Source organism: Allobosea sp. MMO-172 (genome assembly GCF_037147855.1).
Taxonomy (GTDB): Bacteria; Pseudomonadota; Alphaproteobacteria; order Rhizobiales; family Beijerinckiaceae; genus Allobosea.
This window is the reverse complement of record NZ_JBBCUM010000003.1, coordinates 79,248-93,050: the sequence shown is the minus strand read 5'-3', so window position 1 is coordinate 93,050 and position 13,803 is coordinate 79,248. Positions and strand designations below refer to the sequence as shown.

Sequence of the window (13,803 nt, the reverse complement as noted above, 5' to 3'; positions counted from 1 at the left end):
TCGCCGAACCCGCCCGAAACCGGTGCGGGGCGGCCCCCAAAGGGAGACCCGAGCCGCCTTATCCGCAAAGGATCACATCATGAGCTTCAAGGTCGCAGTCGTCGGAGCAACCGGCAATGTAGGCCGCGAGATGCTGGACATTCTCGCCGAGCGCGCCTTCCCCGTCAGCGAAGTCGTGGCGCTTGCCTCGTCCCGTTCGGTCGGCACCGAGGTCTCCTTCGGCGACAAGACGCTGAAGTGCAAGGCCCTGGAGCATTACGACTTCTCCGACACCGATATCTGCCTGATGTCGGCGGGCGGCGACGTCTCGAAGGCCTGGTCGCCGAAGATCGGCGCGCAGGGCTGCGTCGTCATCGACAACTCCTCGGCCTTCCGCATGCACCCTGACGTGCCGCTGATCGTGCCGGAGGTGAATGCCGCCGCCGCTGCCGGCTTCACAAAGATGAACATCATCGCCAATCCGAACTGCTCGACCGCGCAGCTCGTCGTCGCGCTGAAGCCGCTGCACGACAAGTTCGGTATCAAGCGCGTCGTCGTCTCGACTTATCAGTCGGTTTCCGGCGCCGGCAAGGAAGGCATGGACGAATTGTTCAACCAGACCCGCGCCGTGTTCTCGGCCGGCGAGGTCACCACCAAGAAGTTCCCGAAGCGCATCTCCTTCAACCTCATTCCGCATATCGACGTCTTCATGGAAGACGGCTTCACCAAGGAAGAGTGGAAGATGGTGGTCGAGACCAAGAAGATCCTCGACAAGAAGATCAAGCTGACCGCGACCTGCGTGCGCGTGCCGGTCTTCATCGGCCATTCCGAGAGCGTGAACATCGAGTGCGAGAAGCCGATCACCGCCGACGAGGCGCGCGAGGTCCTGCGCACCGCGCCGGGCATCCTCGTGATCGACAAGCACGAGCCCGGTGGCTACATCACCCCGCATGAGGCGGCCGGCGAGGATGCGACCTATATCTCGCGCATCCGCGAGGACTCGACCGTCGAGAACGGCCTCGCCTTCTGGTGCGTCTCCGACAACCTGCGCAAGGGCGCCGCGCTGAACGCGGTGCAGATCGCCGAGGTTCTGGTCAATCGCAAGCTGATCCAGCCGCGCAAGCAGGCCGCCTGAGGCCAACTGCGCTGCCCGACCCTGCCCGAACGGGCAGGGCCGCCGGCACTGTCCACGCGCATGGGCGGGCGACCGTCTTTGCGTGTGGCTATGCCGGGCAAAACGGCTAAGGCTTGAGCAATCCTTGCGCGCGAACCTTAGCCCTTGCCCAACGCTCCCCTTCCTGAACCGCCGGTCGTTCCTTCGCAGGAAGGCAGGCCGCTGCGCATCGACAATTCCGCGCGCGGCATCGCGCTGCTGCTGCTCTCATCGATTTTCATGTGCAGCGGCGACATCGCCTCCAAGTATCTGGCGACGACCTTGCCGGCGCTCCAGATCACCTGGATGCGCTACGGCACCTTCGCCGCGATCATGCTCGTCACCATCAGCTTCACCGGCGGCTTCCGCAGGATGAAGACGAGTCGGCCCGGCCTGCAGGTGCTGCGGGCCCTGGGCGTGACCATCTCCTCGATCCTGTTCGTGGCCGGGCTGCACGACCTGCCGATGGCGGACGCGACCGCGACTTCCTTCGTCTCGCCGCTCTTCGTCACGGCGCTGTCGATTCCCATCCTGGGTGAAACCGTCGGCTGGCGGCGTTGGCTCGCCACGACCGTCGGGCTGGTCGGCGTGTTGGTCGTGGTGCGCCCCGGCGGCGACGGCTTTCATGGCGCGTCGCTCTTCGTTCTCGGCTCGTCGTTCTTCTGGGCGTTTTCGCTGATCGTCACCCGGATGATGAGCCGCACCGAGATCCCGGTGGTGACGCTGGCCTATTCCGCCACGATCGGCTTCCTGCTGCTGTCGCTGGCCGTGCCGTTCAGCTGGCAGGCGCTCGATCTCAAGGCGGTGCTGATCGGCCTCTTCATCGGCGGCATCTCGACGATCGGGCATATCTTCCTGATCCAGGCCTTCCGCTATGCGGATGCCTCGCTGCTGGCGCCCTTCGCCTATTCGCAGCTGCTCTGGTCCTCAATCTTCGGCTACCTGGTCTTTGCGGCGATCCCGGATGTCTGGACCTATGTCGGCGCGGCGATCATCGCGGCTTCGGGCCTCTACACAGCCCATCGCGAGCGCATCCGCGCCCGGCAGGTTGCCGGCTGAGCGGCGCGACGTCCAACCCCGCGCTTTCATCTCGCCGCCTCAACGCATGGAGAACCCATGTTCTTTGCGCAGCGGATCGCGGGGCGAAACGATTAGAGTGAGCGGCAGACTTCCCGCATCATCGCCCTCACTCGCGCCGAAGCCCTTGCCGGAACCCGTCGTCCCCCCATCCGAATCTGCGCCGGACAAGCCCGCAGCCTCGCTCCGGCGCGACAACGGCCTGCTCGGCATCGGCATCATGCTGCTGGCGACCGTGTTCCTGTCGGCGGGCGATGCGGCCGCGAAATATCTCGCGGCCAGCGTGCCGCCGCTTCATATCGTCTGGCTGCGCTACTTCACCTCGGGGCTGATGCTGCTGGCGATCGTCGGCATCAAGGGCGAATGGGGCGCGCTGCGGACCCGGCGGCCCGGCATGCACCTGCTGCGCGGCTGCGGCGTGATCGGCTCCTCCATGCTCTTCGTCTCGGCGCTGAAGCTGCTGCCGATCGCGGATGCGACGGCGACCAGCTTCGTCGCGCCGCTCTTCGTGACGGCCCTGTCGATTCCGATGCTGGGCGAGCGCGTGGGCTGGCGGCGCTGGGTCGCGACGCTGGTCGGTCTGATCGGCGTGCTGATCGTGGTCAGGCCGGGTGGCGCGGGCTTCCAGCTCGCCTCGCTGCTGCCGGCGGTCTCGGCCATGTGCTGGGCCTTCTCGCTGATCATCACGCGCATGATGAGCGGGACGGAAAGCCCGCTCGCGACCGTCACCTATTCCACCGTCTTCGGGGCGCTGGTCATGGCGGCGCTATTGCCGTTGCACTGGGTGACGCCGACCTGGGAGATCGTCTGGGTCGGGCTGTTCATCGGCGCGGTCTCGACGGCGGGGCACTGGCTGGTGATCGCGGCTTTCCGCTATGCCGGGGCGTCGCTGCTGGCGCCGTTCTCCTATGTCCAGCTGTTCTGGGCTTCGCTCTTCGGCTTCCTGCTGTTCGCGACCCTGCCGGATATCTGGACCTGGGTCGGCGCGGTCGTCATCGCGGCGTCCGGGCTCTATACCGCCCATCGCGAGCGCATCCGCGCCAGGCAGGTCGCCGGCTGAGGCTCGGCCCTGCGGCTTCACGCCGTAGCGGGCCATGAACATCGCCATGGCCGAAGCGACCACGCGCTCGATCTCCTCGTCGCTCGGCGGGGTGCGGACGGCGTTGAACAGGCGTGGGCGGGTCAAGGTGGACTGGCAGAGGTCGAGGAACTGGACGGCGGCGAGATAGGTGTCGTCGATCGCGAGCTTGCCCTCGGCCACCATCCGATCGAGATAGCCCGCGATCAGCCTGGAGCCGAGCATCGGGCCGTTCTCGTAGAAGCCGCGGCCCAGATCCGGCATGCGCTCGGCCACGCCGATGACGACGCGATGGGCGCTGACGGCGAGGTCGCCATTGATCATCCTGACGATGCAGCGGCCGAAGGTCGTCAGCGCGCGCACCGGATCGGAATCCTCGTTCAGCGCCTCGATCGCGCCGCGCTTCTGGGCCTCGCGCTCGCGCTGGATCAGCGCGACGAAGAGATGTTCCTTGTCCTCGAAATAGACATAGAGCGTGCCCTTCGAGACGTTCGCGGCGGCTGCGATATCGCTCATGCTGGCTGCGTCGAAGCCGCGCGAGGTGAAGACATGCAGGGCGCCGTCCAGGATCTGGCGGCGCTTGTCGGGATCGGTACCGGCAACCCGGCGATTGCGGGGCCCTGTCTTTACCGGGCTTTCAGAGCTTTCGGACATCTCATTCCGGCCCGGTCTGCGGGCCCTGCATGGCAGCTGCGAAAAAGAATCGAACCAATCGGTTCGATTTGACTTGATATGCATCATGCCCCGCGCTATTTCAAGCGCAATCGAACCGATTGGTTCGAATTGACATGCAGGACGCCCGATGTCTGCTGAAACCGCCACCGAACATCGTCGCGACCGGCTGAAGCTGGTCGATGCCAAGGCCGAGACCGCCCAGCCGGCGGCCGAGCCCGCAACTGCCCGCGACGCGCAGGCGAAGAACGCTCCGCCCGAAGCCGCCGAGGCCAAGGCCAAATCCGGAAAGAGCCCGCTGAAGCGCGGCGCGCTGCTTATCGCGGGCGCGGCCGTCGTGGGCGCGGGGCTCTGGTATGGCGTCGACTGGTGGCGCAATGGCCGCTTCATCGTCTCGACCGACGATGCCTATGTCGGCGCCGAGATGGCGACCGTCTCGGCCAAGCTCTCCGCCAATGTCGCGTCCGTCTCGGCGCGGCAGAACCAGGAGGTTAAGGCCGGGCAGCCGCTGGTTGCGCTCGACGATGGCGACTGGCGGATCGCGCTCGACAGCGCCCGTGCCAAGACGGCGACGGCGCAGGCGACGCTTGCCCGCATCGACAGCCAGGTCGAGGCGGCGCGTGCCGCCCAGCTGCAGGCGCAGGCGCAGCAGAATTCGGCCGAGGCGGCCGTGACGCGCACGGCGGCGGATTTCGACCGTGCCAACAGTCTCGCCGCCAAGTCCTACGGTTCGCAGGCGACGCTCGATGCCGCGACCGCGGCGCGCGACCAGGCCGTCGCCGCAGTGGCGAGCGCCAAGGCCGGCGTCGTGCAGGCACAGGCCAATATCAAGGTGCTGGAAGCGCAGCGCATCGAGGCTGCCCGCCAGATCGACGAGCTCAAGGTCGCCGAGCAGAAGGCCGAGCGCGATCTCTCCTTCATGAAGATCGCGGCGCCGATCGATGGCATCGTCGCCAACACCAATGTCCAGATCGGCGACCTCGTTGGCGCCGGCAAGCGCCTGATGTCGATCGTTCCGCTCGATCAGGTCTATGTCGACGCCAATTTCAAGGAGACGCAGGTCGGGCCGCTGAAGACCGGCGACAAGGCGAGCATCACCGTCGACGCGCTGCCCGGCCAGGTCTTCCATGGCACGGTCAGCGGCATTGCCGGCGGTACGGGTTCGGTCTTCACGCTGCTGCCACCCGACAACGCGACCGGCAACTTCACCAAGATCGTCCAGCGCGTGCCTGTGCGGATCACGCTCGATAAGGACGCGACGGCGAAGCACGTGCTGCGGCCGGGCATGTCGGTCGTGGTTTCGATCGATCCGCGGCCGGGCAGCCAGCGCTGACGAAGCGGAATTGGTGAAGCGCTATTGATAGCGCGTCATCCCGCACGCGCTGTGGCTCCGCAAGACGAGACGTGATCGGCTCCCGCCGCTGTGAGGGCGCCTCTTTACTGATGACGGTCCGGTGTATGCGCAGCAGCGTTTCACGCTGCGGCGCGCACGGGAAGACAGCCCCGAGGAAAGGTAGGCCGCCATGGCCACCGCGACCCTGAATGCGCCGGCGGGAGCGCCGCCGGCTTCGGACGCCGTTCCGCTTCGTCGGATCTTCGCCTTCATGGCGATGGTCTTCGGCATGTTCATGGCGATCCTCGATATCCAGATCGTCTCGGCGTCGCTCGCGGAGATCCAGGCCGGCCTGTCCGCCTCGTCCGACGAGGTCGCCTGGGTCCAGACCGCCTATCTGATCGCCGAAGTCATCATGATCCCGCTCTCCGGCTATCTCAGCCGGGCGCTTTCGACGCGGGTGTTCTTCTCGATCGCGGCCGCGGGCTTCACCATCGCCAGCGTGCTCTGCGCGCAGGCAACCTCGATCAACGAGATGATCCTGTGGCGGGCGGTGCAGGGCTTCATCGGCGGCGGCATGATTCCCGGTGTCTTTGCGGCAGCCTTCACCATCTTCCCGCCCTCGAAGCGGCCGGTGATCTCGCCCTTGATCGGCCTCGTCGCGACGCTGGCGCCGACGATCGGCCCGACCGTGGGCGGCTATCTCAGCCATGCTTTCTCCTGGCACTGGCTCTTCCTCGTCAACGTGGTGCCGGGCATCGGCGTGACCATCGCGGCCTGGACGCTGATCGATTTCGACAAGCCCGATCATAGCCTGCTCAAGCGCTTCGACTGGCTGGGGCTCGGCGCCATGGCGGCCTTCCTCGGCAGCCTCGAATATGTGCTGGAGGAGGGGACGCGCCTCGACTGGTTCCAGAGCCACGAGATCGTGTTCTTCTCGGTCGTGATGGTGCTGGGCGCCGTGCTGTTCTTCTGGCGGGCGCTGACGCGGGACGACCCGCTGGTCGATCTCTACGCCTTCAGGAACCGCAACTTCGCCTTCGGCTCGCTGTTCTCCTTCACCATGGGCATCGGCCTTTACGGGCTGACCTATCTCTATCCGGTCTATCTCGGGCGCATCCGCGGCTATGACGCGCTGATGATCGGCGAGACGATGTTCGTCACCGGCCTCGCCATGTTCCTGACGGCGCCGATCGCCGGGCGGCTCTCGACCAAGCTCGACCCGCGCGTGATGATGATGATCGGCTTCGGCGGCTTCGCGCTCGGCACCTGGTGGGCCTCCTTCATCACCTCGGACTGGGATTTCTACGAGCTGCTGGTCCCGCAGATCCTGCGCGGCTGCTCGCTGATGCTGTGCATGGTGCCGATCAACAACATCGCGCTCGGCTCGCTGCCGCCGCAGCAGCTCAAGAATGCGTCGGGCCTCTACAACCTCACCCGCAATCTCGGCGGCGCTGTCGGGCTCGCGGTGATCAACACGCTGCTCAACACCCGCACCGACCTCCATATCACCCGGCTGCACGAGATGGTCACGGCCGGGCGCGGCGTGGCGGAAGACGCGATCGCCAATACGGCGCAGCGCTTCATCGACTATGGCGATGCGGCGCAGACCATGGCGCTCGCCCTGATCAACCAGCGCGTCCACAAGCAGGCGCTGGTCATGGCCTTCAGTGACGTCTTCCTCGGCCTGACCATGATCTTCGCGAGCCTGGTCGTGATGACGCTGTTCCTGCGCAAGCCGCCGAAGCCCGCCGCCGGCAGCGGGGGCGGTGGCCACTAGGCGATTCGACGCAGCGCGGCCGGCTGCGCTGCGATCAGGAACGGCGTCCGCCAAGGCCGTCGTCATGCGCACCGAGGGGGGCGCCGGCGCGGCGGTCACGCGGTTGTGCTGTGGACGCTACCCGATGCCGCAGCTGCGAAGATTGACATTTGACCGATGTTTTGCCAAATATGTCAGTAATATCAGTAGTTTAGATGATTTCTAAACTACGCTGCCGAGGTTCGGCGTGTGGAAGGCGTTACAATGAGCGTTCTGGCGAGCAAGGATCACGATCACAAGCCCGTGGCGGGCGATCATATCCCGTGGCCGCAGAAAAACCCGACGACCTGCCCGATCAGCGCCGTGAAGGCGCGGCTGCGGACGGCGGGCCTGCGCCCGACGCGCCAGCGCATGGCGCTGGGCTGGCTGCTCTTCGCCAAGGGCGACCGCCATGTCAGCGCCGAGATGCTCTACGAGGAAGCGCTGCGGGCCCGCGAGCCGCTCTCGCTCGCGACGGTCTACAACACGCTGCGCCAGTTCTCGGAAGCCGGCCTGCTGCGCCAGGTTTCGGTCTCCGGCCCGAAGACCTTCTTCGACACCAACGTGTCGGAGCATCACCATTTCTACAACGAGGACGACGAGACCGTCACCGATATCCCGGGCTCGATGATCCAGGTCGCGGGCCTGCCGGAAGCGCCGGAAGGCATGGTGATCTCCTCAGTCGAGGTCATCGTCCGTCTGCGCAGCGCCGATGGCGAGGAAATCGAGACCAAGCGGGTGGTGGGCCACCACGCGTGATCGTCTGCTCCTGCAACGTTCTGTCCTGCGGCCAGATCAAGGGGACTGTCGCTGCTGACGGCAGCGGCCCCCGGACGGCCGGCGAGGTCTACGATTGCCTGGGTTGCAGCCCGGATTGCGGCCGTTGCGCGCGCGAGGTCCGGGCCCTTCTGGCCGAAGCCCGCGCGGTCTGCGCGACGCAATGCGGCAGCTGCGCCAGCCGCGAGGTCGAGTGCGCGGTGCATGTCTCGGTCGGCATCATGCTCGACGGGATCGAGCTGAACGACGAGAGCATCGCGGCCTGAGAGCCGCCACAGGCTTTGCGCCCGGCCAAAAGCGCCGAGATCGCATTTTTGCCTCTTCACTTCCGGGCAGGTCGGGTCTACATTAGGATAATTCTAATGTGGATTGCGGAGTGCACCCGATGAAGGGCGACAAGAAGGTCATCGAATATCTCAACAAGGGGCTGCGCTCGGAGCTCACCGCCATCAACCAGTACTGGCTGCATTATCGCATGCTGGACAACTGGGGCCTGAAGGAGATGGCCAAGACCTGGAAGAAGGAATCGATCGAGGAGATGGTCCATGCCGACCGCTTCGTCGACCGCATCCTCTTCCTCGAGGGCTTCCCGAATCTGCAGACGCTCGACCAGCTGCGCATCGGCGAGACGGTCAAGGAAGTGATCGAGTGCGATCTCAAGGCCGAGATCGAGGCCCGCGCGCTCTATCAGGAAGCGGCGAAGTATTGCCGCGAGGTCGGTGACTTCCCGTCCGAGGACCTGTTCAAGGCCCTGATGAAGGACGAAGAAGGCCATATCGACTTCCTCGAGACCCAGCTCGACCTGATCGGGCGCGTCGGCATCGAACTCTACACCCAGAAGCATATGGGCGGCCTGGAAGGCGACGACCACGACCATTGAGTCGGGTTGGTGCGCGCCGTCCCGGCGGCGCGCTTTCAAGCCGAGCTATCCAGCGGGCCTGATCCGCCCAAAAGAAAAGGCCCGCCATTGGCGGGCCTTTTCCAATTTTCAGCAAAGCTGCGTCGCGTCAGATGAAGCTGACGTCGGCGGCTTCCGGGCCCTTGCGGCCGGTGCGGATCGAGAAGCGCACGCGCTGCCCGTCCATCGGCGGCTGCAGGCCGCTGCGGCCGAGCGACGAGACGTGCAGGAACACGTCCGGACCACCCTTGTCCGGAGCGATGAAGCCGAAGCCACGATCCGAGTTGAAGAACTTCACGGCGCCATCATAGGGGCCTTCGACCGGGCCGCTGTTGCGGTCCTGGAAGCCACCGCCGCCACGCGGGCCGCGATCGCCACCACCGAAGCCACCGCGATCGCCGCGGTCGTTATAGCCGCCACGATCGCCGCCGAAGCCGCCGCGATCCCGATCGCCATAGCCGCCGCCGAAATCATCGCGCGGAGGACGGGGCGAGAAGGCACGGGGAGCCGGCGCAGTCTGCGTGGCGGTGGAGGCGTCGATCTCATGGACCGCGACGACCTGAAGGCCGCGGCGGCCTTCGCCGAGATCGGCGACGATCGTCGCGCCGGGCAGCAGGTCCTGCTGATCGAGCGGGCCGATGGCCGAGACATGCAGGAAGACATCGCCCGAACCATCGGAGGGCGATGCGAAACCGAACCCCTTCTCGGGGTCGAACCACTTGACCTTGGCTTCGATGTTTTCGTGCGTGACGAAGGGCTGGGCAGCGGGAGGCTTGCGTCGATCGAACATGGATCTTCAAATATGAGTGACCGGGAGCACGCAACTTAGCTCATGCCGGGCGCGCCGTCATCGGGGTCTGAGCGAAATTATTGCACGAGATTTTACGGCTTTACAGCGGTTTTTTCGCTTCCGTCCCCAAACGTCATGCAGTGCCTGACGCATGCATTCTGCGCATGCGAAAGCCGGTCTAATGCCTGATGTTTTCGCAGGCCCGGCGAAAATGCCGCAGGTCGAGACCTTGCAATCGTGCGCATCTCATACGATGTGATGAGCGAGTTAGGGAAGACAACGCCTCCTGGTCGGTTAGCGCGGCACTTGCGCAGTTCAGGAGAAGACAATTGGTCCGTTCGCGACAGTCCGGCAAGAAGGCCGGCGATGGCGTGATCCGCAGGCTCTGGCCGACGGAGCGCGATCTTTTCACAGAGCATCTGCTCAGGCTCGATGCCGTCACGCGCCATCAGCGCTTCGGCACGGCAGTCAATGACGCCTTTCTGGAGAACTATGCCCGGACGACCTTCGGTGTCGGCGGGCTGGTCTATGCCTATGTGGTCGATGGCGTGGTGCGCGGGGCGGCGGAGTTGCGCGGTCTCGACGACATCATCGCGCTGACCGGCGAGGCTGCCTTCAGCGTCGAGACGCCCTGGCGCCGGCGCGGCGTCGGCTCGCAATTGTTCGGGCGCCTGATCACGGCGGCGCGCAATCGCAGCATCCGCACGCTCTACCTGACCTGCCTGCCGGAGAACACGGCGATGCGCCGGCTGGCGGCGAAGTTCGAGGCCGATCTCGTCGGCGGCTACGCCGATGTCGAGGGCGTCATCGCGACCGGCGGCCCGACGCCCTTCACGATCCTCGACGAAGCCCTCGACAACGCGAAGGGCTTCGCGACCATGGCCCTGTCGATCCAGAAGAGCTTCTGGCCGACGGCCTTTCTCTCGCGGACGCTCGGAGCCTGAGGCGGAGATCCGCAGCTAAGACGTTGGTTCGTTGATCGTCATGCTCGCCCTTGTGGCGAGCATCCACGTCTTGAACACGGCCTTAGCCCAGCGAAGACATGGATGGTCGGGACAAGCCCGACCATGACGCGGTCAATTCGGTGCCTAGCGGTTCAACGACAGGGAGGCGCCGGACTTCGTGACGGCGCCATCCAGCCCGCCCGAGCCGGAGCTGCGCAGCCGGGCCGCGACGGTGCCGCCCTGCTGGTAGAGATAGACCTCGCCGTCCCGGAAATCCCAGGCCGAAATCTTCTGCAGGTCCTTGTTCGTGCAGCCGGAAGACGATGCGCGATAGAGATCGAGCGTCGGGCTGCTCGACAGCTGGACGCGGCAGGAGCCGCCTGTAGCCTCGCGCGCCGTCCAGCCGCCGACCATGCTGTCGCGGCTGGTCGAGGGGCGCGGCGCCGCCGCCGGGGCCGAGCCGAGCCCGGCGACCTGATTGCTGCTGCCGCGCAGGCCGGGGTCCTGCACCGGCTGGCCTGTCGGCGGCAGAGGCTGGCCCTGCGGCGCGCCGCCAGCATTGGGATCGAAGAATGGGTCCTGCGGCGGGGGCAGGGCGCCACCGCCCTGCGGGCCGCCTGCGGTGGGGTAGCCGCCGGCCTGCGGCGGGGCAGCCGGATATCCGCCGGGCGGCGGCAAGGGCTCCGAGGTGATCGGGGCCGAGCTCACAGGCGGTGCGGAGGGCAGGGGCTGGCTGTAGGAGGGCTGGTTCATCACCGGCCCGGTGAAGCGCTGCGAACCGGCGCAGGCGGTCAGGGCCAGCAGAGGCAGCAAGGCGGCCGCGCGGACGAGGGCGGCGGTCGATGCGGTCTTGATCGTCGTCGTCATCAGGCGCGGGTTCCGATCTCGGTCAGCCGAACGTTGCGTCATTATCAGGGAACGCGATGAACGCGGCATGAGCATGGTCTATGGCATCGGACCGAAAAGTGGAATCCACTTTTCGGACGAATCCGACGCGCCAGCAATGCGATAGATCATCGTTACCGCGTCCGGTGGGACGCACGATGATCCGGCGCAGGCCTGCGGCGTTGCGAACCCTCGATATCCGCTTCGGTTCCCGCTGGCAGGGCTCGATCCCATGAAAATGGCCTGCGCGCGGGTGCGGGCAGGCCATGTTCGGCTTCACTCCGAAGGAGAGCGTCTCAGCCCGCCTTGCGCTTGTTCTGGCGGTTGGCGACGAGGTCGTCGACGACGGCCGGATCGGCCAGGGTCGAGGTGTCGCCGAGAGCGCCATACTCGTCCTCGGCGATCTTGCGCAGGATGCGGCGCATGATCTTGCCGGAGCGGGTCTTGGGCAGGCCGGGCGCGAACTGGATCAGGTCCGGCGAGGCGATCGGGCCGATCTCGTTGCGGACATAGGCGACGAGCTCCTTGCGCAGCGCGTCGCTGGGCTGCTCGCCGCTCATCAAGGTGACATAGGCATAGATGCCCTGGCCCTTGATGTCGTGCGGGTAGCCGACGACAGCGGCCTCCGAGACGGAGGGGTGCGCGACGAGCGCCGATTCGACCTCGGCCGTGCCCATGCGGTGGCCGGAGACGTTGATCACGTCATCGACGCGGCCGGTGATCCAGTAATAGCCGTCGGCGTCGCGCCGGCAGCCGTCGCCGGTGAAGTACTTGTTCGGATAGGTCGCGAAATAGGTTTCCTCGAAGCGCTTGTGGTCGCCATAGACCGTGCGCATCTGGCCGGGCCAGCTCTCGGCGATGACGAGATTGCCCTCGCAGGCGCCTTCCAGGACCTTGCCCTCGGCATCGACGATCTCCGGCTTGACGCCGAAGAAGGGGCGCGTCGCCGAGCCGGGCTTGAGCGGGGTCGCGCCGGGCAGCGGCGTGATCAGGATGCCGCCGGTCTCGGTCTGCCACCAGGTATCGACGATCGGGCAGCGACGCTCGCCGACGACGCGGTGATACCACTCCCAGGCTTCCGGATTGATCGGCTCGCCGACCGAGCCGAGCAGGCGCAGCGACTTGCGCTTGGTCTTCTTCACCGGGTCCTCGCCGGCGCCCATCAGCGAGCGGATCGCGGTCGGCGCGGTGTAGAAGGTGTTGACCTTGTGCTTGTCGATGACCTCCCAGAAGCGCGAGATCGTCGGATAGGTCGGGATGCCCTCGAACATCAGCGTGGTCGCGCCGTTGGCGAGCGGTCCGTAGAGGATGTAGCTGTGGCCGGTGACCCAACCCACGTCGGCCGTGCACCAGTAGATGTCGCCGTCATGATAGTCGAAGACGTACTGGTGGGTGATGGAGGCGTAGACGAGATAGCCCGCCGAGGTGTGCAGCACGCCCTTCGGCTTGCCGGTCGAGCCCGAGGTGTAGAGCAGGAAGAGCGGGTCCTCCGCCTTCATCTCGGCCGGCGGGCAATGGCCGGAGACCTTGGCGGCCTCGTCATGGTACCAGCGGTCGCGGCCTTCCTTCATGGTGACGTTGCCGCCGGTGCGCTTGACGACGATGACCGTGCCGATGCCGCCCTTCACCTTGTCGTCGGCGGTGTCGACATTCTTCTTGAGGGCGACAGCGCGGCCGCCGCGCAGGCCCTCGTCGGCGGTGATGACGATCTTCGAATCGGAATCCTCGATGCGGCTCGCCAGCGAATCCGGCGAGAAGCCGCCGAAGACGACCGAGTGGACCGCGCCGATGCGGGCACAGGCCAGCATCGCATAGGCGGCCTCCGGGATCATCGGCAGGTAGATGGTGACGCGGTCGCCCTTCTTGACGCCATTGGCCTTGAGGACGTTCGCGAACTTGCAGACCTCGGTATAGAGCTGCCCGTAGGTGATCTTCTTCGATTCCGACGGATCGTCGCCTTCCCAGATGATCGCCGTCTGCTTGGCGCGGGTCGCGAGATGCCGGTCGATGCAGTTATGGGCGACGTTGGTGGTGCCGTCCTCGAACCATTTGATCGAGACCTTGCCCGGCTTGTAGCTGGCGTTCCTGACCTTGGTGTAGGGCTTGAACCAGTCGATCCGCTGTCCGTGCTCGCCCCAGAACTTGTCGGGGTCCTTGATCGAGGCCGCGTACATCTTCTTGTACTTGGCGTCGGTCGCCCAGGCCTTCTTCGACCAGGAGGTCGGGACGTCGTAGATGATCTCGGACATTCGGGCGTCTCCCCAGACTTGGATCGTCTGTGTTGCGCTGGTCCGCCTCAGGGGTAGGCGCGGCGGACGTCGCTTCTTCGATTTCGACGCATCATAGGTTGCGCGCGCGGCGCGGCAACCCATTGTGCATCGCACTTTCGTGGCAGGGACCGGCGTTTTGGGCATGGCGC

The 13,803-nt window shown here is 65.9% G+C and carries 12 protein-coding genes and 1 pseudogene; 9 read left to right on the top strand and 4 right to left on the bottom strand.

Going from position 1 to position 13,803, the window contains the following annotated elements:
• Positions 1-79: 79 nt before the first annotated feature.
• The 3 genes from WFK61_RS05740 to WFK61_RS05730 all read left to right on the top strand — a co-directional run bounded on the left by WFK61_RS05740 (position 80) and on the right by WFK61_RS05730 (position 3,269).
• Positions 80-1,114 carry an aspartate-semialdehyde dehydrogenase gene (locus tag WFK61_RS05740; RefSeq protein WP_336810581.1) on the top strand — a complete coding sequence of 345 codons (1,035 nt, stop codon included), beginning with the start codon at positions 80-82 and terminating at the stop codon, positions 1,112-1,114.
• Between the two features lie 144 nt (positions 1,115-1,258).
• Positions 1,259-2,191: a DMT family transporter gene (locus WFK61_RS05735; protein ID WP_336810580.1), complete on the top strand. Its 933-nt coding sequence runs from the start codon at positions 1,259-1,261 to the stop codon at positions 2,189-2,191.
• A gap of 97 nt (positions 2,192-2,288) precedes the next feature.
• Positions 2,289-3,269 (top strand): DMT family transporter, encoded by a 981-nt coding sequence (locus WFK61_RS05730; protein ID WP_336810579.1) that lies wholly within the window; start codon positions 2,289-2,291, stop codon positions 3,267-3,269.
• Positions 3,270-3,302: 33 nt separating this feature from the next.
• On the opposite strand, the pseudogene WFK61_RS05725 reads toward WFK61_RS05730, so the two are convergent.
• Positions 3,303-3,941, bottom strand: a pseudogene (locus WFK61_RS05725) (TetR/AcrR family transcriptional regulator); the annotation flags it as partial.
• 148 nt (positions 3,942-4,089) lie between these two features.
• Between WFK61_RS05725 and WFK61_RS05720 the strand changes: the two are divergent.
• The 5 genes from WFK61_RS05720 to bfr all read left to right on the top strand — a co-directional run bounded on the left by WFK61_RS05720 (position 4,090) and on the right by bfr (position 8,747).
• Positions 4,090-5,292 (top strand): HlyD family secretion protein, encoded by a 1,203-nt coding sequence (locus WFK61_RS05720; RefSeq protein WP_336810578.1) that lies wholly within the window; start codon positions 4,090-4,092, stop codon positions 5,290-5,292.
• A 190-nt stretch (positions 5,293-5,482) separates the two neighbouring features.
• A complete protein-coding gene (locus tag WFK61_RS05715; protein WP_336810577.1) occupies positions 5,483-7,072 on the top strand; it encodes a DHA2 family efflux MFS transporter permease subunit in 1,590 nt (529 codons plus the stop codon).
• Between the two features lie 243 nt (positions 7,073-7,315).
• A complete protein-coding gene (irrA, locus tag WFK61_RS05710) occupies positions 7,316-7,849 on the top strand; it encodes an iron response transcriptional regulator IrrA (protein WP_336810576.1) in 534 nt (177 codons plus the stop codon).
• Positions 7,846-8,133, top strand: a complete 288-nt coding sequence (locus WFK61_RS05705) for a (2Fe-2S)-binding protein (RefSeq protein ID WP_257732675.1) — start codon at positions 7,846-7,848, stop codon at positions 8,131-8,133. Before irrA ends, WFK61_RS05705 begins: the two co-directional genes overlap by 4 nt.
• Positions 8,134-8,252: 119 nt before the next feature.
• Positions 8,253-8,747 carry a bacterioferritin gene (bfr, locus tag WFK61_RS05700; RefSeq protein ID WP_336810575.1) on the top strand — a complete coding sequence of 165 codons (495 nt, stop codon included), beginning with the start codon at positions 8,253-8,255 and terminating at the stop codon, positions 8,745-8,747.
• 127 nt (positions 8,748-8,874) lie between these two features.
• On the opposite strand, the gene WFK61_RS05695 is transcribed toward bfr, so the two are convergent.
• Complete coding sequence (locus WFK61_RS05695; RefSeq protein WP_336810574.1) at positions 8,875-9,555, bottom strand: cold-shock protein; 681 nt, start codon at positions 9,553-9,555, stop codon at positions 8,875-8,877.
• A 329-nt stretch (positions 9,556-9,884) separates the two neighbouring features.
• Between WFK61_RS05695 and WFK61_RS05690 the strand changes: the two genes are divergently transcribed.
• Entirely contained in the window at positions 9,885-10,499 is a 615-nt protein-coding gene (locus tag WFK61_RS05690) for a GNAT family N-acetyltransferase (protein WP_336810573.1), read from the top strand.
• A 144-nt stretch (positions 10,500-10,643) separates the two neighbouring features.
• Here WFK61_RS05690 and WFK61_RS05685 read toward each other — a convergent pair whose 3' ends face one another.
• Positions 10,644-11,366: an AprI/Inh family metalloprotease inhibitor gene (locus WFK61_RS05685; protein ID WP_336810572.1), complete on the bottom strand. Its 723-nt coding sequence runs from the start codon at positions 11,364-11,366 to the stop codon at positions 10,644-10,646.
• A gap of 314 nt (positions 11,367-11,680) precedes the next feature.
• Complete coding sequence (acs, locus tag WFK61_RS05680) at positions 11,681-13,633, bottom strand: acetate--CoA ligase (protein WP_336810571.1); 1,953 nt, start codon at positions 13,631-13,633, stop codon at positions 11,681-11,683.
• Positions 13,634-13,803: the final 170 nt, after the last annotated feature.